General features: G+C 69.1%; 26 protein-coding genes and 1 pseudogene. 16 read left to right on the top strand and 11 right to left on the bottom strand.

The window, feature by feature from the left end; all coding sequences use genetic code 11:
* Window positions 1-24 precede the first annotated feature (24 nt).
* Both A5705_RS03425 and A5705_RS03430 read left to right on the top strand, forming a co-directional pair.
* Window positions 25-900 carry a polysaccharide deacetylase family protein gene (locus A5705_RS03425; protein ID WP_067871918.1) on the top strand — a complete coding sequence of 292 codons (876 nt, stop codon included), beginning with the start codon at window positions 25-27 and terminating at the stop codon, window positions 898-900.
* 119 nt (window positions 901-1,019) lie between these two features.
* Window positions 1,020-2,477 (top strand): adenylate/guanylate cyclase domain-containing protein, encoded by a 1,458-nt coding sequence (locus A5705_RS03430; protein WP_067872173.1) that lies wholly within the window; start codon window positions 1,020-1,022, stop codon window positions 2,475-2,477.
* Here the strand turns inward: A5705_RS03430 and A5705_RS03435 are convergent.
* Genes A5705_RS03435 through glpX form a run of 3 tightly spaced genes read right to left on the bottom strand, consistent with a single transcriptional unit; the run spans window position 2,449 to window position 6,014 of the window.
* Entirely contained in the window at window positions 2,449-3,462 is a 1,014-nt protein-coding gene (locus A5705_RS03435; protein WP_068275463.1) for a hypothetical protein, read from the bottom strand. The genes A5705_RS03430 and A5705_RS03435 overlap by 29 nt on opposite strands.
* Before the next feature lie 31 nt (window positions 3,463-3,493).
* Window positions 3,494-4,903: a class II fumarate hydratase gene (locus A5705_RS03440; RefSeq protein WP_068275466.1), complete on the bottom strand. Its 1,410-nt coding sequence runs from the start codon at window positions 4,901-4,903 to the stop codon at window positions 3,494-3,496.
* A 37-nt stretch (window positions 4,904-4,940) separates the two neighbouring features.
* On the bottom strand, window positions 4,941-6,014 hold the full coding sequence (gene glpX, locus A5705_RS03445; RefSeq protein WP_068275468.1) for a class II fructose-bisphosphatase: 1,074 nt from the start codon (window positions 6,012-6,014) through the stop codon (window positions 4,941-4,943).
* Window positions 6,015-6,069: 55 nt separating this feature from the next.
* Here glpX and A5705_RS03450 point away from each other — a divergent pair, with 55 nt between their 5' ends.
* From A5705_RS03450 to A5705_RS03460, 3 genes are read left to right on the top strand one after another with little or no spacing between them, the layout of a single operon-like run.
* A complete protein-coding gene (locus A5705_RS03450; protein ID WP_067871930.1) occupies window positions 6,070-6,762 on the top strand; it encodes a DUF4245 domain-containing protein in 693 nt (230 codons plus the stop codon).
* Window positions 6,763-6,773: 11 nt separating this feature from the next.
* Entirely contained in the window at window positions 6,774-7,571 is a 798-nt protein-coding gene (locus A5705_RS03455; RefSeq protein WP_068275471.1) for a dienelactone hydrolase family protein, read from the top strand.
* Between the two features lie 14 nt (window positions 7,572-7,585).
* The gene (locus A5705_RS03460) at window positions 7,586-9,127 is read left to right on the top strand and encodes a carboxylesterase/lipase family protein (RefSeq protein ID WP_068275474.1); all 1,542 of its coding nucleotides are present in this window, start codon (window positions 7,586-7,588) and stop codon (window positions 9,125-9,127) included.
* Window positions 9,128-9,148: 21 nt separating this feature from the next.
* On the opposite strand, the gene A5705_RS03465 is transcribed toward A5705_RS03460, so the two are convergent.
* From A5705_RS03465 to A5705_RS03485, 5 genes are all read right to left on the bottom strand, one after another.
* Window positions 9,149-9,511: a VOC family protein gene (locus A5705_RS03465; RefSeq protein WP_068275477.1), complete on the bottom strand. Its 363-nt coding sequence runs from the start codon at window positions 9,509-9,511 to the stop codon at window positions 9,149-9,151.
* Between the two features lie 156 nt (window positions 9,512-9,667).
* The gene (locus A5705_RS03470; RefSeq protein ID WP_067871942.1) at window positions 9,668-10,756 is read right to left on the bottom strand and encodes an NAD-dependent epimerase/dehydratase family protein; all 1,089 of its coding nucleotides are present in this window, start codon (window positions 10,754-10,756) and stop codon (window positions 9,668-9,670) included.
* Window positions 10,757-10,833: 77 nt separating this feature from the next.
* Window positions 10,834-11,079: an exodeoxyribonuclease VII small subunit gene (locus A5705_RS03475; RefSeq protein ID WP_067871943.1), complete on the bottom strand. Its 246-nt coding sequence runs from the start codon at window positions 11,077-11,079 to the stop codon at window positions 10,834-10,836.
* On the bottom strand, window positions 11,069-12,319 hold the full coding sequence (xseA, locus tag A5705_RS03480; protein ID WP_067871946.1) for an exodeoxyribonuclease VII large subunit: 1,251 nt from the start codon (window positions 12,317-12,319) through the stop codon (window positions 11,069-11,071). Before xseA ends, A5705_RS03475 begins: the two co-directional genes overlap by 11 nt.
* Window positions 12,316-12,918 (bottom strand): lipid droplet-associated protein, encoded by a 603-nt coding sequence (locus tag A5705_RS03485; RefSeq protein ID WP_067871949.1) that lies wholly within the window; start codon window positions 12,916-12,918, stop codon window positions 12,316-12,318. Before A5705_RS03485 ends, xseA begins: the two co-directional genes overlap by 4 nt.
* A 65-nt stretch (window positions 12,919-12,983) precedes the next feature.
* On the opposite strand from A5705_RS03485, the gene A5705_RS03490 reads away from it, so the two are divergent.
* A complete protein-coding gene (locus A5705_RS03490) occupies window positions 12,984-13,982 on the top strand; it encodes a 4-hydroxy-3-methylbut-2-enyl diphosphate reductase (RefSeq protein WP_067871952.1) in 999 nt (332 codons plus the stop codon).
* On the opposite strand, the gene A5705_RS03495 is transcribed toward A5705_RS03490, so the two are convergent.
* Window positions 13,979-15,103, bottom strand: coding sequence for a DUF6542 domain-containing protein (locus tag A5705_RS03495; protein ID WP_068275480.1), 1,125 nt, complete (start codon window positions 15,101-15,103; stop codon window positions 13,979-13,981). The two genes, A5705_RS03490 and A5705_RS03495, sit on opposite strands and share 4 nt — an antisense overlap.
* A gap of 122 nt (window positions 15,104-15,225) precedes the next feature.
* On the opposite strand from A5705_RS03495, the gene ychF reads away from it, so the two are divergent.
* Window positions 15,226-16,299: a redox-regulated ATPase YchF gene (ychF, locus tag A5705_RS03500; protein ID WP_067871957.1), complete on the top strand. Its 1,074-nt coding sequence runs from the start codon at window positions 15,226-15,228 to the stop codon at window positions 16,297-16,299.
* Window positions 16,300-16,570: 271 nt separating this feature from the next.
* Here the strand turns inward: ychF and A5705_RS03505 are convergent, their stop codons facing one another.
* Window positions 16,571-17,050, bottom strand: a complete 480-nt coding sequence (locus tag A5705_RS03505) for a hypothetical protein (RefSeq protein WP_156738203.1) — start codon at window positions 17,048-17,050, stop codon at window positions 16,571-16,573.
* Between the two features lie 179 nt (window positions 17,051-17,229).
* Between A5705_RS03505 and A5705_RS26935 the strand changes: the two genes are divergently transcribed.
* From A5705_RS26935 to A5705_RS03545, 9 genes and pseudogenes are all read left to right on the top strand, one after another.
* Window positions 17,230-17,607, top strand: coding sequence for a hypothetical protein (locus tag A5705_RS26935; protein ID WP_082956278.1), 378 nt, complete (start codon window positions 17,230-17,232; stop codon window positions 17,605-17,607).
* A gap of 89 nt (window positions 17,608-17,696) precedes the next feature.
* Window positions 17,697-18,086, top strand: a complete 390-nt coding sequence (locus A5705_RS26940) for a hypothetical protein (protein WP_082956279.1) — start codon at window positions 17,697-17,699, stop codon at window positions 18,084-18,086.
* Between the two features lie 147 nt (window positions 18,087-18,233).
* The gene (locus tag A5705_RS03515; protein ID WP_067871964.1) at window positions 18,234-18,773 is read left to right on the top strand and encodes a hypothetical protein; all 540 of its coding nucleotides are present in this window, start codon (window positions 18,234-18,236) and stop codon (window positions 18,771-18,773) included.
* Window positions 18,763-19,134, top strand: a complete 372-nt coding sequence (locus A5705_RS03520) for a hypothetical protein (RefSeq protein ID WP_067871971.1) — start codon at window positions 18,763-18,765, stop codon at window positions 19,132-19,134. The genes A5705_RS03515 and A5705_RS03520 overlap by 11 nt, the downstream gene beginning before the upstream one ends.
* Before the next feature lie 54 nt (window positions 19,135-19,188).
* Window positions 19,189-19,641, top strand: a complete 453-nt coding sequence (locus tag A5705_RS03525) for an SDR family NAD(P)-dependent oxidoreductase (RefSeq protein WP_067871976.1) — start codon at window positions 19,189-19,191, stop codon at window positions 19,639-19,641.
* A gap of 85 nt (window positions 19,642-19,726) precedes the next feature.
* A complete protein-coding gene (locus A5705_RS03530; RefSeq protein ID WP_067871979.1) occupies window positions 19,727-20,137 on the top strand; it encodes a VOC family protein in 411 nt (136 codons plus the stop codon).
* A 98-nt stretch (window positions 20,138-20,235) separates the two neighbouring features.
* A pseudogene (locus A5705_RS03535) lies at window positions 20,236-20,379 on the top strand (nitroreductase/quinone reductase family protein); the annotation flags it as partial.
* A gap of 141 nt (window positions 20,380-20,520) precedes the next feature.
* A complete protein-coding gene (locus tag A5705_RS03540; RefSeq protein ID WP_067871982.1) occupies window positions 20,521-21,039 on the top strand; it encodes a glycoside hydrolase in 519 nt (172 codons plus the stop codon).
* A gap of 213 nt (window positions 21,040-21,252) precedes the next feature.
* On the top strand, window positions 21,253-21,576 hold the full coding sequence (locus tag A5705_RS03545) for a putative quinol monooxygenase (protein ID WP_067871984.1): 324 nt from the start codon (window positions 21,253-21,255) through the stop codon (window positions 21,574-21,576).
* On the opposite strand, the gene A5705_RS03550 is transcribed toward A5705_RS03545, so the two are convergent.
* Window positions 21,573-22,253: a guanylate cyclase gene (locus tag A5705_RS03550; protein ID WP_067871987.1), complete on the bottom strand. Its 681-nt coding sequence runs from the start codon at window positions 22,251-22,253 to the stop codon at window positions 21,573-21,575. The two genes, A5705_RS03545 and A5705_RS03550, sit on opposite strands and share 4 nt — an antisense overlap.
* Between the last annotated feature and the right edge of the window lie 6 nt (window positions 22,254-22,259).

Raw genomic sequence — 22,259 nt, forward strand, 5'->3', positions numbered from 1 at the left:
CCCATGGCCGGGTAGGCTTCTTGGGTGCCGAAACGACCCGACAGCCAGGCCTGGCGGTACTGGCGGACCGTTTTGGGCGTCGTCGCGGCCGCCGCGGTGCTGGTGATCGGCGGCCTGACCGGCCACGTGACCCGCGCCGACAACCTCAGCTGCTCGGTGGTCAAGTGCGTCGCGTTCACGTTCGACGACGGACCGGGCCCGTACACCGACCGGCTCCTGCAAGTCCTGAAGGACGCCGACGCCAAGGCCACGTTCTTTCTGATCGGCAACAAGGTCGCCGCCAACCCGGCGGGCGCCAAGCGCGTCGCCGACGCCGGCATGGAATTCGGCAATCACACCTGGGAACACCCCAACATGACCACGATTCCGCCCGAGGACATCGCCGGCCAGTTCTCCAGGGCCAACGACGCGATCACCGCCGCCACCGGGCGGGCCCCGTCGCTGTGGCGTCCCGCCGGCGGGCTGTCCGACGACCTCGTGCGCCAGACCGCGGGCAAGTTCGGGCTGGCCGAAATACTCTGGGACGTCATCCCTTTCGACTGGATCAACGACTCCAACACGGCCGCCACGCGCTACATGCTGATGACGTACATCAAGCCGGGGTCGGTGGTCTTGTTCCATGACACCTACTCGAGCACCGTCGACCTGGTGTACCAGTTCATCCCGGTGCTCAAGGCCAACGGCTACCGCCTGGTGACCGTCAGCGAGCTGTTGGGGCCGCGGGCGCCCGGCAGCACCTACGGCGGCCGCGAAAACGGACCGCCCGCCAACCAGCTGCACGACATTCCGGCCGGCGAGATCCCCGCCTTGCCGAACACGTCGTCGCCCAGGCCGATGCCCAACTTCCCGATCACCGACATCCCCGGCCAGAACTCGGGCGGCCCGAATAACGGCGCCTAGAAAATTCGGGTGCACCCCCCGGCTACCTTTATAGCGTGATCAAGCCGGGCTGGTTGCGGGCCCCAGCGGCGGGACAACGAAAGTCCGCGCGCAGGTTGACGATTGAATACGCGATCGCGCTGGCCCTTGCGTACCTGCTGGGCATCTTCGACGCGGCCGCGATCTTGATCCCCCTGCGGGGGCACACGTCGGTCGCGGCCAACGCCAGCTTCGCTCAGAAGAACACCACGGTGATGGTTGTCCTCGTGGCGTTCGGCGTCGCGGGCGTCGCGCTGGCCGGGGCGCGGAACCTGGCACCGACGTTGTGCTGGTACGTCGCCGGCGACGAGCCGACCCCCGAGCAGCGGGAAGCCGCGATGCGGATGCCCGGGCGCCAGTCGGTGATCCTGTTGCTGGCCTGGGCGGCATCCGGGGTGATCTTCGCGCTGCTGAACCTGTCCGGCGGGGCGCAGGTCCTGCTGCCGATCGGTCTGGGCGTGCTGCTGGGTGGACCGGCCGCGGCCGGGACGGGGATGCTGCTCTCGCAACGCACCCTGCGGCCCATCCTGGGCGCCGCCACGCTGGGGGCCGAGCCCCGGCTGGCGGTGCCCGGTGTGTTCGCGCGACTGGTGCTGCTGTGGTTTCTGTGCAGCGCGCTTCCGATCGGGGTGATCGCGATCCTGGTCGTGCTGCGGTCGTACGGGTGGCTGGTCGAGAAGTCCGCATCGTTGGACGTGCCGATCCTGGTGGTGTCGCTGGCGGCGCTGCTCCTCGGCCTGCCGACGATGATCCTGACGTCGCGCTCCATCGCGGACCCCCTCGACGAGGTCGTCGACGCGATGGCGGAGGTCGAACACGGCCGCATCGGCACTCACGTGGGCGCCTACGAGCGCTCCCAAATCGGGCGCCTGCAAACGGGCTTCAACCGGATGATCACCGGGCTCGCCGAGCGGGACCGGTTGCGGGATCTGTTCGGGCGCCACGTCGGAACCGACGTCGCGCACCGCGCCCTCCAGGAGGGCGCCTCGCTGTCCGGCGACGTGGTCGACGCCGCAGTGCTGTTCATCGACCTGGTCGGCTCGACGCAACTCGCGGAAAGCCGTCCGCCGCAAGAGGTTGCCGAGGTGCTCAACGACTTCTTCCGGATCGTCGTCGATGCCGTCGACGAACAGCACGGGCTGATCAACAAATTCGCCGGTGACGCCGCGCTGGCGGTCTTCGGCGCTCCGTTGCGGACGACCGAACCCGCGTCGGCGGCGCTGGCGACCGCACGCGCGCTGGGCACCCAGCTGCGCCGGCTACCGGTGGTCGATTTCGGCATCGGCGTCTCGGCGGGGCGCGTCTTCGCCGGCAACATCGGAGCCGAAAACCGGTATGAATACACGGTAATCGGTGACGCGGTCAACGAGGCCGCGCGGCTGGCCGACCTCGCCAAGACCTCAGACCGGCGGATCCTGTGTTCGGCGGCGGCCGTCGACCGCGCCAACGACGCCGAGCGGGCGCACTGGGCGGAATGCTATTCCACCGTGCTGCGCGGGCGTTCCGAAGCCACCCACGTTTCGGCGCCGGCTACTTCCTTACCTTCAGAGCCGCGATGACGCCGTTGATGATCCCCGCCGAACCTGCGTCGCCGATGGGCGTGGCGCCCAAAAAGATGGTGACCGGCTTGGTGTCGACCGCGATGATGACCAGCGAGTCGCCCTTCACGTTGCGCGCCGGGTCGGCGATCGTGACGTCGGCGTCCACCCGGGCGGCCTTGACCCCGTCAACGGTGGCCGACGACGTCTTCATCGGCCCCAGCGTGGGTGTCGCGTTGGCGTAGCCGGGCCCGTTGGCCACGCAGTTCATCAGCTTCGACGCCTGCGCGGCGACGTCCATGCTGGGCACGAAGTTGGTGATGCCGACCTCCGCCTGCATCATCCACTGGCTGGCGTTGGGCACCTCGGCCCCGACGCCCACGGCGCCGATGAGGTTGGGGGTCTGGTCGTCGGAAAAGCCTTGCCAGCCCGGCGTCGCGCTGATCGGGAACGACAGCTTGCCCGCGCTGACCGTGTCGCCGGCGGGCTTGTCACCGCCGGACACGTTGGGCGTGCAGCCCGTCGCCGTCTGCTGGGAATTGCCCGGTTGCGACGTCGGGGCGCCGGTCGACGACGGGGCGGTCGAGGGCGCCGCATTGTTCGGCTTGTTGACGCTGTTGAGCCCCACCACCACGAGCACCACCACCACGATGATGGCCAGCACCGCCAGGCCGCCGACGATCAGCCACGGCGCCCTGGAGCGCTTCCCGGTGGGCGGCGGCCCGGGCGGGTACGGGCCGCCCGGCCAGCCGGGCGGCGGCTGCTGACCTGGTGGCGGGAACTGCTGGGGCGCATACGGTCCCGCGGGACCGCCGGGCGGCGGGTATGGGTAGCCGGCCGGTGGCGGGCCGCCCTGGGGGTAGCCGCCCTGCGGCGGACCGCCCGGTGGCGGGCCGCCCTGTGGGTGGCCGCCGCCCTGCGGCGGGCCGCCCCAATAGGGGCCCTGCCCATAGGGATTGGCCCCGTAGGGATCCTGACCGTAGGGCCCGCCGGGGGGAGCCGTCATCGCTGAACCACCATCATCTAGTCCTCCGGCTTCACTGGTCCTGTACGTGGGCCATCGCCAGCACGTCCAGGCGGCGGTCCAACTCCTCGATCGACAGCTTGTCTCCGATCAGGCCGCGGTCGATGACGGTCTGGCGAATCGTCTTGCGTTCCTTGAGCGCCTGCTTGGCCACCGCGGCGGCCTCCTCGTAGCCGATCGCCGAGTTCAACGGCGTCACGATGGACGGCGAAGACTCGGCCAGCTCGCGCAGATGATCGACGTTGGCGGCCAGCCCGACGATGCAGCGCTCGGCGAACAGCCGCGAGACGTTGGTCAGCAGCTTGAAGGACTCGAGGATGTTGCGGGCCATCATCGGGATGTAGACGTTGAGCTCGAACGCGCCGTTCGCGCCGCCCCAGGCCACGGCCGCGTCGTTGCCGATCACCTGCGCCGCGACCTGCGTAACCGCCTCCGGCAGTACGGGATTCACCTTGCCGGGCATGATCGAGCTGCCCGGTTGCAGGTCGGGCAGCCGGATCTCGGCCAGGCCGGTCAGCGGGCCCGACCCCATCCAGCGGATGTCGTTGGCGATCTTGGTCAGCGACACCGCGACGGTGCGCAACGCGCCCGACGCCTCGACCAACCCGTCACGGGCCGCCTGGGCCTCGAAAGAGTTTGCCGCCGGCCGCAATTCGCCCAGACCGGTCGAGGCGACCAGCGTTTCGACCACCTTGGCGCCGAACCCGTCGGGCGCGTTGAGCCCGGTGCCTACCGCGGTGCCGCCGATGGCCAGCTCACCCAGCCGCGGCAGCGTCGCGCGGACCCGCTCGATCCCGGCCTCGATCTGGCGGGCGTATCCGCTGAACTCCTGGCCGAGCGTCACTGGGACGGCGTCCATCAGGTGGGTGCGTCCGGATTTGACGACCGTGCGCCACTCGCGGGCCTTGCCCGCCAGGGCTTCGTGCAGCACCTCGAGCGCCGGGATGAGATGGCGCACCGCGGCCTCGGTGGCCGCGATGTGGGTGGCCGTCGGGAAGGTGTCGTTGGACGACTGGGACATGTTGACGTCGTCGTTCGGGTGCACCGTGACGCCGTTGGCGGCGGCGATCGACGCGATCACCTCGTTGGTGTTCATGTTCGAGCTTGTCCCGGAACCGGTTTGGAACACGTCGATGGGGAACTGGTCGTCGTGCCGGCCGTCGGCGATCTCGGCCGCCGCGGCGATGATCGCGTCCGCCTTCTCCGGCGCCAGCAGCCCGAGATCCTTGTTCACCTGGGCGCAGGCGCCCTTGAGCAGGCCCAGCGCACGGATCTGGGTGCGCTCCAGGCCCCGTCCCGAGATCGGGAAGTTCTCGACCGCGCGCTGGGTTTGGGCGCGCCACAACGCTTTCGCGGGCACCCGGACCTCGCCCATGGTGTCGTGCTCGATGCGGTACTCGGTGTCGGTGGCGCTGTCGGCCATAGGTAGCAGTCCTTGTCTTGAAGGCGTGGTTCCGGGTCTAGGGCAGGGGATAAGCGGCAGAGCTGTCGCCGGTGAAGTCGATCGCGGAGTATTCGTTGAGCTTGGACAGCCGATGGTAGGCCTCGATCATCCGCACGGTGCCCGACTTCGAGCGCATCACGATCGACTGGGTGGTGCACCCGCCGGGGTAGTACTGGACACCCTTGAGCAGGTCGCCGTTGGTGACCCCGGTGGCGCAGAAGAACACGTTCTCGCCGGACACCAGGTCCTCGGTGGTCAGCACCTGGTCCAGGTCGTAGCCGGCGTCGATGGCCTTCTGGCGTTCCTCGTCGTCCTTCGGGGCCAGCTGCGCCTGGATGGCGCCGCCCATGCAGCGGATCGCGGCGGCGGCGATGATGCCCTCCGGGGTGCCGCCGATCCCGGCCAGCATGTCGGTGCCCGACAGGTAGCGGCACGCCGAGATCGCGCCGGCGACGTCGCCGTCGGTGATCAGCCGGATCCGGGCCCCCGTCGCCCGCACGTCCTCGATCAGCTGCGCGTGCCGCGGCCGATCCAGGATGCACACGGTCATGTCGCGCACCGACAGGTTCTTCACCTTGGCGACGGCCTTGATGTTCTCCGCGATCGGCGCGGTGATGTCCAGCACATGCGCGGCCTCGGGCCCGACGGCGATCTTGTTCATGTAGTACACCGCCGACGGGTCGAACATCGCGCCGCGCTCGGCCACCGCCAGCACCGAGATGGCGTTGGGCATGCCCTTGCTCATCAGCGTGGTGCCGTCGATCGGGTCGACGGCGAAGTCGCACTCCGGGCCGTCGCCGTTGCCGACCTCCTCGCCGTTGTAGAGCATCGGCGCGTTGTCCTTCTCGCCCTCGCCGATCACCACCACGCCGCGCATCGACACGGAGTTGACCAGCTCACGCATGGCGTCGACGGCCGCGCCGTCCCCGCCCTCCTTGTCGCCGCGGCCGACCCAGCGGCCGGCGGCCATCGCCCCGGCCTCGGTGACGCGCACCAGTTCCAGGGCCAGGTTGCGGTCTGGTGCTTCGCCACGCGGCCGCGACGGGCCTCGGCCGCTCTCGGCGGCCGAGCGGTTGCCCTCAGCTGTCATGGTTGCCGATTGTCCCAGAAGCGGATCGGTCTGCGGGAACTGGGATACTCGGGGGATGACCGAGCAGCCGCAGCCGAACGCCGAGGTAGGCGAGCCGGCGCCGGCGCCTGAACTCGGCCCGGTCTCGAGACCGGCCAAGCCCCGGCTGTTGCAGGACGGCCGCGACATGGCGTGGTCCCTCATACCGCTGGTGATCGGGTGCATCCTGCTGGCCGGGCTGGTCGGAATGTGTTCGTTCCAGCCGGTCGGGACGAACAAGGGGGTGATCCCGGCCTACGACGCGGCGGCCGCCCTGCGGGCCGATGCGCAGACGCTGGGGTTCCCCATCCGGCTGCCGCGATTGCCCGCGGGCTGGCACGCCAACTCCGGCGGTCGCGGCGGCATCGAGGGCGGGCGCAAAGACCCCCAGACGGGGCAGCGGCTGCACGCGGCCACCTCGACCGTCGGCTACATCAGCCCGACCGGGCTGTATCTGAGCCTCACCCAGAGCGACGCCGACGAGGACAGGCTCGTCGGCTCGATCCACGCGTCGGCGTATCCGACCGGAACGGTCGACGTCGACGGCACCACCTGGGTCGTCTACCGCGGCGCCGGCCAGAGCGACACCGACGCCGAGCCGGTATGGACCACCAGGCTGACCGGCCCGGCCGGCGCCACCCAGATCGCGATCACCGGCGCCGGTGGCGCCGATCAATTCCGTACCCTGGCGGCGGCGACGCAATCGGAGCCGCCCCTACCCGCGCACTGAAGGGAAGGCATGTGACCGCACCCGAGGCAGACCTGTCCGGATGGTCGGTGGCGCCGTTCACCGGTGGTGGCTACAGCCACGACGTCTACCGCAAGGGTTCCGGCCCCGGGGTGGTGCTGATTCCCGAGATCCCCGGCATCCATCCCGGCGTGCTGGGCTTGGGGAATCACTTGGTGGACAACGGGTTCACCGTCGCCATTCCCTCCCTGTTCGGTGAGCCGGGTAAGCCGAAGACGGGCGGCTACATCCTCAGCTCGATCGCGCGGGCCTGCGTCGCAAGGGAATTCGCGGCGTTCGCCACCGACAAGCAGCGACCGGTGTCGCTGTTCCTGCGCGCGCTGGCCCGTGACCTCAACGCGTCGACGCCGGGCAAGGGCGTCGGCGTCATCGGGCAGTGCTTCACCGGCGGTTTCGCGCTGGCCGCCGCCGTCGACGACAGCGTGCTGGCCCCGGTGCTGTCCCAGCCGTCGGTGCCGCTGCCGCTGGGCCGTGCCCGACGGGCGGATCCGGGGCTGAGCGAGCCCGAGCTGGCCACCGTCGCCGATCGCTGCGCCAACGACGGCCTGTGCGCTCTGGCCCTGCGGTTCAGCGAGGACAACGTCGTGCCGCGAGAACGGTTCGCGGCGCTCAAGGAGCGGCTGGGCGACGCGTTCGAGGTCATCGAGATCGACTCGAGCCCCGGCAATTCCGGGGGCTTTGCCAAGGGCGCGCACTCGGTGCTCACCGACGAGGTCCGCGAAGTCGACGGCCAACCCGCTTATGAAGCCCGCAAACGGGTAGTCCAATTCCTCACCGAGCGGCTCAGTTAGGAAAGTCCAACCGTATGGCGATCGACGAGCGCGTGGTCGAAACCACCCACGGCCCGGTCCGCGGCGCTGATGAGGGGGACGTGCGGACCTGGAAGGGAATCCGGTACGCCGCAACGCCGGTCGGCGACCTTCGTTTCCGGCTGCCGCAGCCGCCCGAGCCGTGGGGCGAGATCGCCGACGCCACCGCCTTCGGGGCCGCCTGCCCGCAACCCGAATTTCCCAACATGCCGCTGGATCTCGGCGCGCCGCAGGGCGAAGACTGCTTGAGCCTGAACATCTGGGCCCCGTCCGGCGCCGGCCCGGGTGCCGCACAACCGGTGCTGGTCTGGCTGCACGGCGGCGCCTACGTCCTGGGATCGGCCAGTCAGCCGCTCTACGACGGCCGCCGCTTGGCCGGCGCAGGGGTCGTCGTGGTGACCGTGAACTATCGCCTGGGGGCGCTGGGATTTCTGGACCTGTCGTCCTTCAGCACCGCGCGGCGCCGCTTCGACGCCAACATCGGGCTGCACGACGTGCTGGCGGCCCTGCGCTGGGTGCGCGAGAACATCGCGGCGTTCGGGGGCGATCCCGACAGGGTCACGCTGTTCGGCGAATCCGCCGGCGCGGGCATCGTCACGACGCTGCTGGCCGCCCCTGCGGCCGAGGGCCTGTTCGCCGGCGCGATCGCCCAAAGCTCGCCCGCCACATCGGTATACGACCGCGAGAGGGCTCGGCGCGTCGCCGTGACCTTCCTCGACAAGCTGGGGATCGCCCCGGGCGACGTGGGCCGGTTGCCCGACGCCCCGACCGCGGCGATCCTCGCCGCGTCGCAGGAGGTGTTCGACGAAGTGCCCGTCCGCAACCCGGGCACCCTCGCGTTCGTCCCGATCGTCGACGGCGAGCTGCTGCACGACTACCCGGTCAAGTCGGCGCAGCGGGGCAGCACGCACCGGGTGCCGTTGATCATCGGCACCAACAGGCACGAGGCCGCGCTGTTCCGGCTGATGCGCTCGCCGTTGATGCCGATCACCCCGCGCGCGATCACCTCGATGTTCACCCAGATCGCCGCCGAACAGCCCGACCTGCAATTGCCCACCGAACAGGAGATCGTGTCGGCGTATTCGCGGTTACGGCGCAGGGCAAGGTCTTTGAGCATCGCGACCGACGTCGGTTTCCGGATGCCGACGGTGTGGCTCGCCGAGGGGCACAGCAGGGTCGCACCGGTGTATCTGTACCGGTTCGACTACGCGACCCCGTTGCTCAAGCTACTGCTGGTCAACGCGGCCCACGCCACCGAATTGCCTTACGTCTGGGGCAATCTCGGGGCGCCGAAGGACCCGACGCTGAAGCTCGGCGGCGCCCGGACCGCCAAGGCGATCTCGAAGCGGGTGCGCACCAGGTGGATCAACTTCGCCGCCCACGGAAAACCCGCGGGACCGGCCGGCGAACCGGATTGGACGCCCTACCGGGAACCCGACCGCGCCTGCCTGCTCATCGACAAGAGCGACACCGTAGCCGGCGATGTCGACGCGCAGATCCGCGCCGCGTGGGGCAGCGAGATGGTCAGCTTCCGCTAGGGTCGGTGCCGCGGGACGCGGCTACAGCGGCTCGGAGAGCATGAACCGGTGCCCTTCGGGCGATCGCAGACCCATCTCGCGCCGACCCCAGGGTTCGGTCGTGGGGGGCTTCAGGATGTCGGCTCCCGCAGCGACGGCGCGCCGGTGGTACTCGTCGATGCCGGCGACGGTCAAATACGCGATGTAGCTGTGGTCACCGAGGTCGGCTGCCGGCAACGCCTCCGGACAGCGGCCGAGCCGGAACATCACCGACCCGGCCGAGCAGAAAGCCCAATTGCCCGGGTCGGGTTGCGTTACCGTGCAATTCAATATGCGGGTGAACCACTCCGACGCACGGTCGAGGTCATGCACCGCGAGGACGGGGTCGGCGCCGAGGAGCGTCATGTGTCCAGTGTGGCGCACCGAATGAAAGCGATCCTGCGCAACCGACCAATAGGCAAGTTTCCATCGCGGTATCGCCGGTGATACCGCAAACGGGAACCGCCTGATGGTGTGGCTCGCGGTACCGGCGTGGCTGATGTGACCGCCGAGGCCGCGGCGCTACCCCGCCGGCTTGGCCTGGCGCGCTTGGCTTTTCATCTGCCGGAACATGTCCACGTAGTAGGGCAGGCATTCCGACATCGCCTTGTCGGTGGTGAACAGCGGCTCGTAGCCGAGGTCGCGCCGCGCCTTGTCGATGGAGAAGTAGTTGTCCAGGTACAGACGCTCCACGGCCAGCGGCTCGAGCAGCGGGGCCGGTATGCCGAACCGGAAATGCATGCGCTGCCAACCGGTCATGGCCGCGCGGACCAGCGGCCCGTTGACCCGCACCCGCGGCCAGTTTTCGCCGCAGGCCTCGATCACCGGTCGGGCGAACTCGAACATGTTGATGGGGTCGGCGTCGTTGATGAAGTACGCCTGGCCGGGCGCCGTGCCGCCGGGCACCAGATGCTGGGCGGCCAGGATGAAACCGTGAATCAGGTTGTGCACGTAGGAGTTGTCGAGCCGGGCCGACTTGCGGCCGATCAGCACCTTGACGTGGCCGGCGACCACGCTTTCGAACAGCCTGCGAAACATCGTCTGATCACCGCGGCCCCAGATGCCGCTGGGCCGGATCGCGCACGTCAGCATGTCGCCAACACCGTTCTGGGACAGCACGAATCGCTCGGCGACCACTTTCGTTTCGGTGTACAGGTCGTTGAACCTGTTGGTGTAGGGCAGCGTCTCGTCGCCGCCGGCGATGTTCTGGCCGCCCATCACCACGCTGTTGGACGACGTGTAGACGAAGCGCTTGACCCCGGCCGCCTGCCCGGCGTGCACCAGGTTCTCGGTGCCGCCGACGTTGACGGCGAAGCTGCGCTGACGGTATTCGTCGGTCACCGACGCGCCGCCCATCAGCTCGATGATCGCGGCGGTGTGAAACACCGTGTCGATGCCGTCCACCGCCGCGGCGCACACGCCGGCGTCGGTGATATCGCCCTGCAGCACCTCCAGGTGGGGGTGTTCGGGCAGCGGCGACGGGGCCCGGTCGAACGAACGCACCCGGTACCCGCGGTCGAGCAAGGTGGTCACCAGGTTGGCGCCGACAAATCCGGAGCCGCCGGTGACCAGGACGCGGCCCAACTCGGTGGTCAGTGATGGATCACCCATAGTTCGCGAAGCATAGCCGAGAAAAACTGGAACGTGTTCCAAAGGCCCGGCGGCCGGTGGCGCGATCCGGTCCGCCGTCAGCCGTCTTCGGGCTGGCCCGCCGCGAGCGCGTCCTCGATCCGCTTGCGGGCGCCAGCTAAGTGCTCCTCGCACCGTTTGGCGAGTTGCTCGCCTCTTTCCCACAGCTGCAGCGACGCATCCAGGTCCAGCCCGCCCTGCTCCAGGACCCGCACGACCTCGATCAGCTCGTCCCGGCAGGCTTCATAGCCGAGGTGACTAATGGGCGTAATCGACTGCATCGACTGCTCCTCGTCAGCGGCCATCGGTCGGTCCCTCGCTCACCGCCGCAACGGCGCCGTCGGCCACCCGCACCCGCAGCCGGGTGCCCGGGGGCGCGTCGGCGACCGAGCGCAGCACCGCGGGAGGTCCGGCGGCGGGCACCGTCTGCACGACGGCGTAGCCGCGGGCCAGGGTGGCGGCCGGGCCCAGCGTGGCCAGCCGCGCGCTCAGGTGGCCGACGCGCTCGGTCTCCGCGGCCACCTGCCGCCTGATGTCGCGGCGCACAGCCGAACGCGCGCGGTGGACCTCCTCGGCGCGCGCCGTCACGGCCGTCAGCGGCTCGGCGAGCACCGGCCGGCTGCGCAGCTGGGTCAGCGCGCGTTGCTCGCGTGACACCCAGCTGCGCAGCGCCTGCGCGCTGCGCCGGCGCAGGTCATCGAGCAGCCGCTGCTCGGCGGCGGTATCGGGCACCACCTTCTTGGCGGCGTCGGTGGGCGTGGCGGCGCGCAGGTCGGCGACCAGGTCGCACAGCGGGTTGTCGGGCTCGTGCCCCACCGCGCTGATGACGGGCGTGCGGCACGCGGCGATCGCGCGGCACAGGGTCTCGTCGGAGAACGGCAGCAGGTCCTCGACGCTGCCGCCGCCGCGGGCCACCACGATCACATCGACCTCGTGGTGGCGGTCGAGTTCGTACAGCGCCTCGACGATCTGCGCCACCGCATTCGGCCCCTGGACCGCGGTGTTGCGCACCGCGAAACGCACCGCCGGCCAGCGCGCGCCGGCCACCGTCGTCACGTCGCGCTCGGCGGCGCTCGCCCGCCCGGTGATCAACCCGATCATGTTGGGCAGGAACGGGATTGGCCGCTTGAGCCGAGGGTCGAACAGGCCCTCGGCGTCGAGCAGGCGGCGCAGCCGGTCGATGCGCGCCAGCAGCTCGCCGACGCCGACCGCGCGAATCTCGCTGAGCCGCAACGAAAAGGTGCCGCGCCCGGTGTAGAACGAGGGCTTGCCGCAGACCACCACCTGGGTGCCTTCGGCGAGTTTCACCGGCGCGTTGGCCACCAGGTCGCGCGAACACGTCACGGTCAGCGACATGTCGGCGGCCGGGTCCCGCAGCACCATAAAGACGGTCTTGGCGTCGGGCCGCATCGTGATCTGGGCCAGCTGGCCCTCGACCCAGACGGTGCCGAGCCGGTCGATCCAGCCCGCGACGCGCACCGCCACCGCGCGCACCGGAAAGGGGTTCTCCGCGGAGTTGGGTTCGGGATCAGCCGCGCGGGTCACTTCGCGTTCGCGCGGGTGATCCTGTTGGCGAGCAGCGTCTGGAACGGAGCGCGGGCCTTCGTGGCCTGCTCGTAGGCCAGCAGGGCCTCGAGTTCGTCGACGTTCAGCGACTGCAGTCGGGCCCGCAGCTGGGCCAGCGTCAGCGTCGAATAGTCGAGCTCGATGGCCACCTCCGGTTCTTCCACCGACGCTTTGGCCGCGGGAGCCTTCGCCTTCTTGGCGGGCTTGACCAGCGCGCTGGCGTCCTCGTGCGCGTCGGCCACCGAGTACAGCGCGAATCGTCCCTCGGCCCTGCGCTCGCCCTCGCCGACTTCCGGCGGCGCGGCGGTTGCCCCCTCGACCGCGTCCTCGGGCAGGTCCTCGTCGAAGGTCGCCCACTCCGGCTTCTCGTCCTTGGGCGGAAAGATCGACTCCAGGGTGCTGTCACCCTTGATGACGAGCTCGGCCAAGTTCTGCTGAAAGCGCATCACGATGTGCGCCGCGGTGCTGGCCAACGTCATCGGGTACATCAGGATCGTCTTGGGCAGCTTCATTGTCTCCTCGACGGCGACTGTCGCCGCGCCGACTATCAGCCGAACTCCGTACGGTGCAGTAGCCATAAGTCCAAGACTGCCTCAACCGGCGGCCAACTCCAAGCCCGCCGCGGGCCGGTACCCTGAATGCCATGCCGCCGACTGTTGACATGGGAATTCCCGGTGCGGCCAGCTCCGTAGCCAACGACCCCATCGGCAAGAGGGTGCTCCTGGCGGAGCCGCGTGGCTACTGCGCGGGTGTCGACCGGGCCGTCGAGACGGTGGAGCGTGCCTTGGAAAAGCACGGCGCCCCCGTCTACGTGCGCCACGAGATCGTGCACAACCGGCACGTGGTCGACACCCTGGAAAAGGCCGGGGCGGTGTTCGTACAGGAGACCGACGAGGTCCCCGAGGGGGCCATCGTGGTGTTCTCCGCCCACGGCGTCGCCCCGACCGTCTACGCCGCCGCCGCCGAACGCAACCTGCAAACGATCGACGCCACCTGCCCCCTGGTGACGAAGGTGCACAACGAAGCCAGGCGGTTCGCCCGGGACGACTACGACATCCTGCTGATCGGCCATGAGGGCCACGAGGAGGTCATCGGGACCGCGGGGGAGGCGCCCGAGCACGTGCAGCTTGTCGACGGTGTCGGCGGGGTGGAGAACGTGACGGTCCGCGACGAGAGCAGGGTGGTCTGGCTGTCGCAGACCACGCTCTCGGTGGACGAGACGATGGAGATCGTCGAGCGGCTGCGGCAGCGTTTCCCCAGCCTGCAGGATCCGCCCAGCGACGACATCTGCTATGCGACGCAGAACCGGCAGGTCGCCGTCAAGGCGATGGCGCCGGAATGCCAGCTCGTCATCGTCGTGGGTTCCCGCAACTCGTCGAATTCGGTGCGGCTGGTCGAGGTGGCCCTGGGCGGTGGTGCCGATGCCGCCTACCTGGTCGACTGGGCCGACGACATCGACCCAGCGTGGTTGGAGGGCGTCACGACGGTGGGTGTCACCTCCGGCGCGTCGGTCCCCGAGGTGCTGGTGCGGGGTGTGCTGGAGCGGCTCGCCGATTACGGGTTCGACGTGGTGCAACCGGTGACGACGGCCCAGGAAACCCTGGTGTTTGCGCTGCCCCGCGAGATCCGGTCGGCGCGCTAGCCTTCGTATTCCCAGGACTCCGCCGGGAAGCTGCGCGGCGCGCGGCGGCGTCGCTCGGGTCCGGCATCTTCGGCCGGGCCCGAACCGCGGTAGCGCACTTGTGAGATCGGGTGGTGCGTGGTGTCGGAGCCGTTCCCGGGTGGGGTGGCGCGCCGCCGCCGGGGCTCGTAGGGCTCGTACGGGTCATAGCCGTCGAAGCGGCTGCCGCGAGGAGCCTGGCGTTCGCCGGGCCGGTCGTAGGGATTGCGGCGGGTGCGCGGCTCGCGGCGGGTCTCGCGCGGCGGCTGGCGACCGTCGTGATCGGTATCCGGCCGGGGGCGCCGGCGCGGCCGCGGCGGATCGGCGGGATCGAAGTCGTGGGGCGGTGCCTGGCGCCGGCGCCGCGGGCGCTCGGCGCGGGCGTCTCTGGGATCGCGTTCGTCTTCGAGCGGCGGGCGGGCATGCCGGGAGTGGGCTCGGCCGGGACGCGCGGACCGACCACCGCGGGGCGTTCGGCCGGTCCGCGACGCGGCTTTCGCCGGACGGCCCGCCTCGCGGGTTCGCTTGGAGCCGGTGGGCGGCGCTTCATCCGCATCCCCGTCGTGGGCACCCAGGCCGAGAAGCGAATTCAGTTTCTCGCCAATGGCCCCGAGGAAGGAATTCCCCGCCGGCCCCGCCGTCGCGGCGTCGTCTTCCGGGGCGGCCGCGGTAGCCTGCGACTTGCCGAAATACCATCGCGCCAGGCCGATCAGCAGCACGACCCCGGCGGTCCCGAGCATCAACGGAAACCGCTCGATGAGCGGGTAGCCGCAGTTGATCAGGAGGTCTTTGAGGCTGCCGATCTTGTGTCCGTGGAACATCCAATAGGCGCCCGGCACCGCGCAGAAAAGAATCAGCGGTGGCTGAATGATCGCGGTGAAGACGCCGTCTTGGCGCACGGCGAGCACCGCGGCCACGCAGCCGGCGATATAGCAGGCGGCGAAGACGTGGGTCAGGTCCTTGTGACCGGCGTCGATCGCGTAACCGGCGGCCGTCGCGGTGATGGCGATGACCAGGGCCGCCCACCACGGCACGCCGGGGATGTTGGGGTGGATCGAGCGGTGGCTAGCCTCGACCGCCGATCTTGCCCGCTGTGCTGACACATGTAGACCGTACCGGGAATGAGCCGAAACGCCGGTAAAGACCTTGTTAGGGGCCGTTGGCGTGCCATCGCCGCGCACACGGCTGAACGGCCCGTCCCGCTGCGCCCTACACTTGGATCCCCGTGAGCCTGAGCCTGGGAATCGTGGGCCTGCCGAACGTCGGCAAGTCGACGCTGTTCAACGCCCTGACCAGGAACAACGTGGTGGCGGCGAACTACCCCTTCGCGACGATCGAGCCCAACGAGGGTGTGGTTTCGCTGCCGGACCCGCGGCTGGCCAAGCTCGCGGAGCTGTTCGGTTCCGAGCGCATCGTCCCGGCGCCGGTCACGTTCGTCGACATCGCCGGGCTGGTCAAGGGCGCGTCGGAGGGGGCCGGGCTGGGCAACAAGTTCCTGGCGCACATCCGCGAATGCGACGCGATCTGCCAGGTGGTCCGGGTGTTCTCCGACGACGACGTGACGCACGTCGCCGGCGAGGTGGATCCCGAATCCGACATCGAGGTCGTCGAAACCGAGTTGATCCTGGCCGACCTGCAAACGCTCGAGCGCGCGTTGCCGAGGCTGGAGAAAGAGGCGCGCACCAGCAAGGAACGCAAACCGGTCCATGACGCCGCGGTGGCCGCTCAGGCGGTGCTGGACGGCGGCACGACACTGTTCGCCGCGGGCGCCGACGTCTCCCTGCTGCGCGAGCTGAACCTGTTGACCACCAAGCCGTTTCTGTATGTCTTCAACGCCGACGAGGCGGTGCTCACCGACGCCGCGCGGGTCGCCGAGCTGCGCCGGCTCGTTGCTCCCGCCGACGCCGTATTTCTCGACGCCGCAATCGAAGCCGAGCTGGTCGAGCTCGACGACGAGTCCGCGGCCGAGCTGCTGGAGTCGATCGGCCAGACCGAGCGCGGGCTCGACGCGCTGGCGCGCGCCGGGTTCCACACACTCAAGCTGCAGACCTTCCTGACGGCGGGCCCAAAAGAGGCGCGGGCCTGGGTAATTCATCAGGGCGACACCGCGCCCAGGGCCGCCGGGGTCATCCACAGCGACTTCGAGAAGGGCTTCATCAAGGCCGAGATCGTGTCCTACGACGACCTCATCGCCGCCGGGTCCATGGCGGCGGCCAAGGCCGCCGGCAAGGTTCGGATGGAGGGCAAGGATTACGTCATGGCCGACGGGGACGTGGTGGAGTTCCGGTTCAACGTGTGAGCATCAGGCCGGCAAGTCCATCGGGCGCCGGCTCATTGCGGGGCGGACTTTTTCGAGAAGTCGGCGCTCGGCACGGTTGGCGCTGGCCTCCGAGGGTCCACGTCGTCGACGGGCATGGCGTGAAGTCCGTGGACGTCAACGAACAGAATTGTCAGGTGGTCGATTTCTACTCCCGGCGTGGTTTCGTCGTGGTCGGCAGGAGCGAACTCGATGATGCGGGTGGGCCGTACCCGCTGCTTCATATGTCCAAGCCGGTCACGCGGTAAGGCCGCTACGCAACCGCGGGCGCGAGAGCGCCCGGCTGTCCCGACTGGCCACTCAGCCTGGTCATGGTGAAGCGGTGCGCGCTGGGTTGGCTGCTGTGATCCGTATATCCGCAGGCGGCCTCGGTGCGGACGACGACCCTGGTGCCGATCCCTGTGCTCGGGTCCCAGGTCCATTCGTCGAAGCCCCTGTGCACCGTCCCGTCATTACAGCGCCACGCCGCGGGGTTCGGGGGGAAGCTCGCGTGCCACCGGTCGGCATAGAACTGCGCCTGGCCCGACGTGTTGGAAAAGATGACTTGGACGCAACCAATACCGCACGACGCGGCCTTGAACGTCACATCGTCGAGGCTTCCGTCGTTGAAGTGGACGTTGTACATCCCACTCACCACTTGGTCTGCGGCCATCACCGGCTCGGCCGACGCCGGTGCGGCCAGCGCGATAGTCACGCCGGCCAGTGCGGCGCCCGTTACGGGTATCTTCCTCATCCGCGTTCCTAACCGGGTAGCCCCCTCCGGCAGCACCATACGATCATCTCACCGGAAAATACAGGCCATAGGGCCGGTTTGCCGCGTCAGCGTTCGGGTGGGTCGGGGTTTCCCTTCTTTGGCGTGGTCGGGCCCCGGCTCGACGCCGCGGACGGCCGCTGGCGGCGTTAAGGTGTGGCATGGTCACCACCGAGGACCGTGCCCACACCTCAGGTGAACCCGAGGGCGGCGCCGCTGACTCCGATCAGCATGAGGAGTCGCTTGCGCTGCGCGAACGTGAGCTCGCGAGGCGCGAGCGGGTGGCCGACGAACGGGATCGCATCGCCGATGAGCGGGACCGGATCGCGGATGTTCGCGAGCAGTCGGCGGACGACCGGGAGCTGGATGCGGACATCCGCGAGGGTGCGACCGAGCAGCGTGAGCGCGAGCGACTGCACCGCGCCGAGGAGCGGGAGGCGCGCGGGCAAGCCGCCGCCAAACGGGAATCGGCCGAAATCAGGCGTGCGGTGGCCGAAACCCGACGACGTCTCCAAGGACGGCCGTCTTCGGCGGACTGAGGGACCGCGACGCGCTCGGGCTCCGTTGAGGGCGTGAGCCTCCGAAACAGGTACTTGCCCCGGTTCGGGTCTGGGGAAATCCTTGAGAGATGGTGACTGCGAAGCGCCGCTGGATTCAGCGGTCGACGAGCGCGCTGCTGGGTGGCGGGTTGGCCTTGTCGGCGCTCGGACTGGCCGCCGGCCCCGCCGCCTTGGCCCGGGCTGCCCCGGCCCCCGCACCCGCCAATCATTGGTGCCCGGGTGATCCGTGGGATCCGGGCTGGGGCAACGCCTACAACTGGGACTGGAATCACTGCCACGACTGGCAAGGGGCGGCGAACCCAGGTGGTCCGGCGGGTTGGGGTCCTTGGGGGCCTCCGCCGGGGTGGGCGCCGCCGCAGCCGCCGCCACCGCCGTGGGCGCCCGGGGCGCAGCTGATGTGGAACCCGACCCGCAACGTCTGGGGATTCTGGAACAACGGTATATGGACTCCGGCCTAGCGGGTCGAGCACGAATCGCGGTGGCCTTGCCGCTTCGACGTTGGGGTCTGTCGGCCCTAGACCGGCAAGCCGCGCTGGGCTATGTGTGGAGGTGGAACCTTTCCACCACGCCGACTGGAGGTCCGATGCGGCCAGAACGAGCATCAGATGGCTGAACAAGTCGGACGAACGGCGCACGAACGCGAAAGCGTCGCGCTGGAGCGCGAACGGATCGCCGAAGAGCGCGAGGCCATCGCCGCCGAGCGCGAACACCTCGCGCACGAGCGCGAACAGCAATCGCACGCTCGAGAACGGTTGGCGCTACGGAGAGAGCGGCTGACCGAGGGCGTGGAGCGCTGGGCGCAGAACCTGGAACTGCGGAGCAGACTTGCCGAACGTCGCGAAGCCGTCGCGGACCAACGGGAAGCGATCGCGGATGAACGGGAGGCGCTCGCCGACGAGCGGGAGCGCGTAGCCGACGAGCGCGAGCGGGCCGCGGATCGGCGTGAGTCGGAATCGGGCGGAAGCCGTCCGGCAAACCACGGGCTGCGCGCGGCGCAACGGGTCCAGCGCCAGGAGGCGGCCGCGCTGCGCGAGCAGGCGGAGGTCGAGCGCGAGCGGGCCACCAGCGAGCGTGAAGAGGCCCGGCAGGAGGGAGAGGCCGGCATGCGCCAAGCCATCGGCGAAGGGAAGAGCGGTGCCCACTGATCACCACGCCGATGCGCTCAACGAACTCGACCGCCGAGCCGCCGAGCTTGACGAACGGGAGAAAGCCCTCGAGCACCGCGAGGCGCAGCTGGTAAAGCGCGAGTGGCTCGCGGCGGAGCGGGATCGAATCGCGGCGGAGCGAGACCGAGTCGCCAACCACCGCGAGCAGCTGGCCGACGAACGAGAAACAAGCGCCGACGAACGAGAGGGCACCGCCGGCGAGCGCGAACGCGAGCGTCTGCAGCGTGCCGAAGATCGTCAGGATCGCCAGCGCGCCTCGGCCGAACGGGAAGAGGCGGAGATCAGGCGCGAGATCGAGGCTTCCCGGCGAGATGCCGCTGAGACCGAACCTGCGGAGTGACGGACGGCCCTGAAGGCTGGCCGCCAGGACACTTGGGTGCTGGAGAGGGCGGGTATGTCACTGCGCGGATTGGCCGGCAAAGTCGGCATCGTCGTTGGTGGAGCCACCGGGCTGGGAGCGGCCACTGCCGTTCGCCTTGGGGCCGAGGGCAGCCAGGTGGTCATCGGCGATATCGCCGAAGAAGCCGCGCAACAGACCGCGGAACGCATCGCCCGGGCGGGGGTACGGCGACACGGCATCGGCGCACTGACGCGACACGTCGCGTCGCGTTGGGGCAAGGAGGGCATTCGGTGCAACGCGGTCGCGCCGGGCTTCACGGCCACCGACGCCATCCGCTCGGCTCCGCGGTGGCCGGAGTTGGAAGCCTCCGCGCTGCGGCGGATCCGCAGCACGCGGGTGGGTCTCCCCGACGACGTCGCATCGTTGGTCGCCTTCCTGCTGTCCGACGAAGGCGCCTGGATCAACGGTCAGGTCGTCAACATCGATGGCGGAACGGTGCTCCGCTGAACGAATCTCGTAGCTTGTCGGAGGGGCCGCCTAGCCTTGGGTCGACGCGGGACACCGCGCACCGATCGCACACAGGGGAGGCTGCATGAAGTTCGTTTCGACCCGCATCATCACGGCCGACGTCAAGCGGCTCGTCGATTTCTACGAGGCGGTCACCGACGGTTCCGCGGTCTGGGGCAACGAGCTGTTCGCCGAGATCCCGACGCCGGTTGGAACGCTGGCCATCGGCAGCGACAAGACGGTGCCGCTGTTCGGGGACGGATCCGCCGAGCCGGCGGCCAACCGGAGCGCGATCGTGGAATTCCTCGTCGAGGACGTCGACGCGGAATACGAGCGGCTCCGCGACCGCGTCGGCGAGGTCGTGACGGAGCCGACCACCATGCCGTGGGGAAACCGCGCGCTGCTGTTCCGCGATCCGGACGGCAACCTCGTCAACCTGTTCACTCCGGTCACCAACGAGGCCCGCGCCAAATTCGGTGTGATTGTCGCGCAATAAGACTCGACGACTCAGCGCCGCACGACGGCGTCCACGCTCACTGACGGTGCGATCCAGTCCCCGAGGAAGCTCCGCAGCGTGACGCCCGTACGGGCGGACGACCGGTGCGCGCGGTGACCGCCGACGCGCAGCAGCGCAGCCGCCTGTGGCCGCGCCTGGTCGAGCTCTACGCAGACTTCGACACCTACCAGAGTCGGACCGAGCGCGAGATCCCCGTCGTGGTCTTGCAACCGCGTCCGTAGGTAACGCCCAATTCCTGCTCGGATATTTGCGGCTTTGTAATCGATTTGCTACCGATGCGGCGAAAGCCATTATGCTGAGCGTGAATGATCTGCGCCACAAATTTTGGCTCGCGGTGAATTCCATTGCTAGCGTGCCTGCCCATGGTTGTATTGGCAACGTTGATGACGCTCATCAATCAGGTCTCCGGGACGCCCTATATCCCGGGTGGAGATTCTCCCGCCGGGACCGATTGCTCTGGGCTCGCCTCATGGGTCGCCAACGCGGCGACGGACCGGCCGGTCTACGGCAGCAGGTTCAACACCGGCAACGAGGAGGCCGCGCTGCTGGCCCGGGGCTTCCAGTACGGAACAGCCCCCAACGCCTTGGTGATCGGTTGGAACGGCGGCCACACGGCCGTGACCCTGCCGGACGGCACGCCGGTGTCCAGCGGTGAGCGCGGCGGCGTGCACATCGGTGGTGCGGGCGCCTACCAGGCCGGATTCACCCACCACATGTTCCTGCCTGTGCCGGATGGCGACTTCGCACCGCCTCCGCCGCCGGACGCCGCCCCGCCACCGCCGGACGCACCGCCCGCGCCGGTTCTGGTCGACGCGCCGGCTCCCGCGCCCCCGGCTCCGGACCTGCCGCCCCCCGGCGACCCGGGAATTGCGAATACGTAACAAATTCGCATTTGATTCGGGGTTCTCGGCATTATTAGCAATTCACGCGATTGTGAACTGATCCGCCACGCGCCGAATTTGTGGTATGCGTCACTGGCTAATCGCGAACGTCTGTTGGCAAGCATTTGCCTAGCCGTCAATGAGGACGCCTAGGCAAAGTTTGCTGGTGAACGGCTGGCGCCCGGGTGCGCTCGTGGCACGTATCCTGCGGCCATGATCTTCATCGTCGTCAAGTTCGAGACCAAACCGGAGTGGACCGATCGCTGGCCGGAACTGGTCTCCGCGTTCACGGCCGCCACTCGCGCCGAGGAGGGCAACCTGTGGTTCGAGTGGTCGCGCAGCCTGGACAACCCGGCGGAGTACGTCCTCGTGGAGGCCTTCCGGGACGGTGACGCGGGAGGCGTCCACGTCAACAGCGATCACTTCAAGCGCGCGATGCGCGAGCTCCCGCAGGCGCTGAAGTCCACGCCCAAGATCATCAACCAGACCATCGACGCCGCGGGCTGGTCCGAAATGGGCGAGATGTCCGTCGATTAACCGACAACAACCGCTATTTCGTCGCCCAGCCGGTACCCCGGGGCCAGCGGGAGTGCGTCACCGCTCCAGAACTTGCCGGGGTCAAACCAGTTGGCGTCCTTGTCCGTGACGAGCAAGCCCATGTCCTCGTAGGTGATCGCCACCGTCTCCGCGCAGTACGCCGTCTCCAGGCTCATCTTCCGCGCCTGCCTGCGTCGCTGCGTTTGCTCGCGAACCTTGCTGTCCACCAACGGGATTCCGCGCACCCAGTCGTAGATGGTCGGTAGTCGCCCGCGGAACCACCGGCCGGTCAGCCGGGCGGTGGTCGGAAACGCGGTTCCGTCCATCCGCGCGATGACCCGCAGCAGCTTGTTCTCCTGTTCGCGGGTGGCGTATGGCGTCAGCTGGCGCAGCCAGCACCGCTGCTGGTAGCGGTCCGTCCATTGCCGCACCGCGTCGCGGAGATCGTTGAGCTGCACGCCGCGGTGGTTGGTGCCGGTCCACACGTCGATGAGTTTGTCGCCCAGTTCGGCGTGCCAGATCAACGGGGGCAGGTCGTCGATGGCCACGGTCATGCCGACGTGGTTCACCGGACTGTTCGTCAAGGTCTGAATCGCGCGGTCGGGTCGCGAGCGGCCGCGGAACAGCCACAGGTCGCCGGTCCGGGTCTCTTCCAACGCCTGGTCCAGTGTCAGCATGCAAGC

The organism is Mycobacterium sp. E787 (assembly GCF_001668725.1).
Lineage (GTDB): Bacteria > Actinomycetota > Actinomycetes > Mycobacteriales > Mycobacteriaceae > Mycobacterium.

Coding starts and splice junctions, on each gene's coding strand:
- A5705_RS03435 (WP_068275463.1), bottom strand. CDS start 3,462: ATGACGGCTCCCCCCGGCGGGCCCTACGGTCAGGATCCCTACGGGGCC.
- A5705_RS03440 (WP_068275466.1), bottom strand. CDS start 4,903: ATGGCCGACAGCGCCACCGACACCGAGTACCGCATCGAGCACGACACC.
- glpX (WP_068275468.1), bottom strand. CDS start 6,014: ATGACAGCTGAGGGCAACCGCTCGGCCGCCGAGAGCGGCCGAGGCCCG.
- A5705_RS03450 (WP_067871930.1), top strand. CDS start 6,070: ATGACCGAGCAGCCGCAGCCGAACGCCGAGGTAGGCGAGCCGGCGCCG.
- A5705_RS03460 (WP_068275474.1), top strand. CDS start 7,586: ATGGCGATCGACGAGCGCGTGGTCGAAACCACCCACGGCCCGGTCCGC.
- A5705_RS03465 (WP_068275477.1), bottom strand. CDS start 9,511: ATGACGCTCCTCGGCGCCGACCCCGTCCTCGCGGTGCATGACCTCGAC.
- A5705_RS03470 (WP_067871942.1), bottom strand. CDS start 10,756: ATGGGTGATCCATCACTGACCACCGAGTTGGGCCGCGTCCTGGTCACC.
- A5705_RS03475 (WP_067871943.1), bottom strand. CDS start 11,079: ATGGCCGCTGACGAGGAGCAGTCGATGCAGTCGATTACGCCCATTAGT.
- A5705_RS03485 (WP_067871949.1), bottom strand. CDS start 12,918: ATGGCTACTGCACCGTACGGAGTTCGGCTGATAGTCGGCGCGGCGACA.
- A5705_RS03490 (WP_067871952.1), top strand. CDS start 12,984: ATGCCGCCGACTGTTGACATGGGAATTCCCGGTGCGGCCAGCTCCGTA.
- A5705_RS03505 (WP_156738203.1), bottom strand. CDS start 17,050: ATGAGGAAGATACCCGTAACGGGCGCCGCACTGGCCGGCGTGACTATC.
- A5705_RS26935 (WP_082956278.1), top strand. CDS start 17,230: ATGGTCACCACCGAGGACCGTGCCCACACCTCAGGTGAACCCGAGGGC.
- A5705_RS26940 (WP_082956279.1), top strand. CDS start 17,697: ATGGTGACTGCGAAGCGCCGCTGGATTCAGCGGTCGACGAGCGCGCTG.
- A5705_RS03515 (WP_067871964.1), top strand. CDS start 18,234: ATGGCTGAACAAGTCGGACGAACGGCGCACGAACGCGAAAGCGTCGCG.
- A5705_RS03525 (WP_067871976.1), top strand. CDS start 19,189: ATGTCACTGCGCGGATTGGCCGGCAAAGTCGGCATCGTCGTTGGTGGA.
- A5705_RS03530 (WP_067871979.1), top strand. CDS start 19,727: ATGAAGTTCGTTTCGACCCGCATCATCACGGCCGACGTCAAGCGGCTC.
- A5705_RS03540 (WP_067871982.1), top strand. CDS start 20,521: ATGGTTGTATTGGCAACGTTGATGACGCTCATCAATCAGGTCTCCGGG.
- A5705_RS03545 (WP_067871984.1), top strand. CDS start 21,253: ATGATCTTCATCGTCGTCAAGTTCGAGACCAAACCGGAGTGGACCGAT.
- A5705_RS03550 (WP_067871987.1), bottom strand. CDS start 22,253: ATGCTGACACTGGACCAGGCGTTGGAAGAGACCCGGACCGGCGACCTG.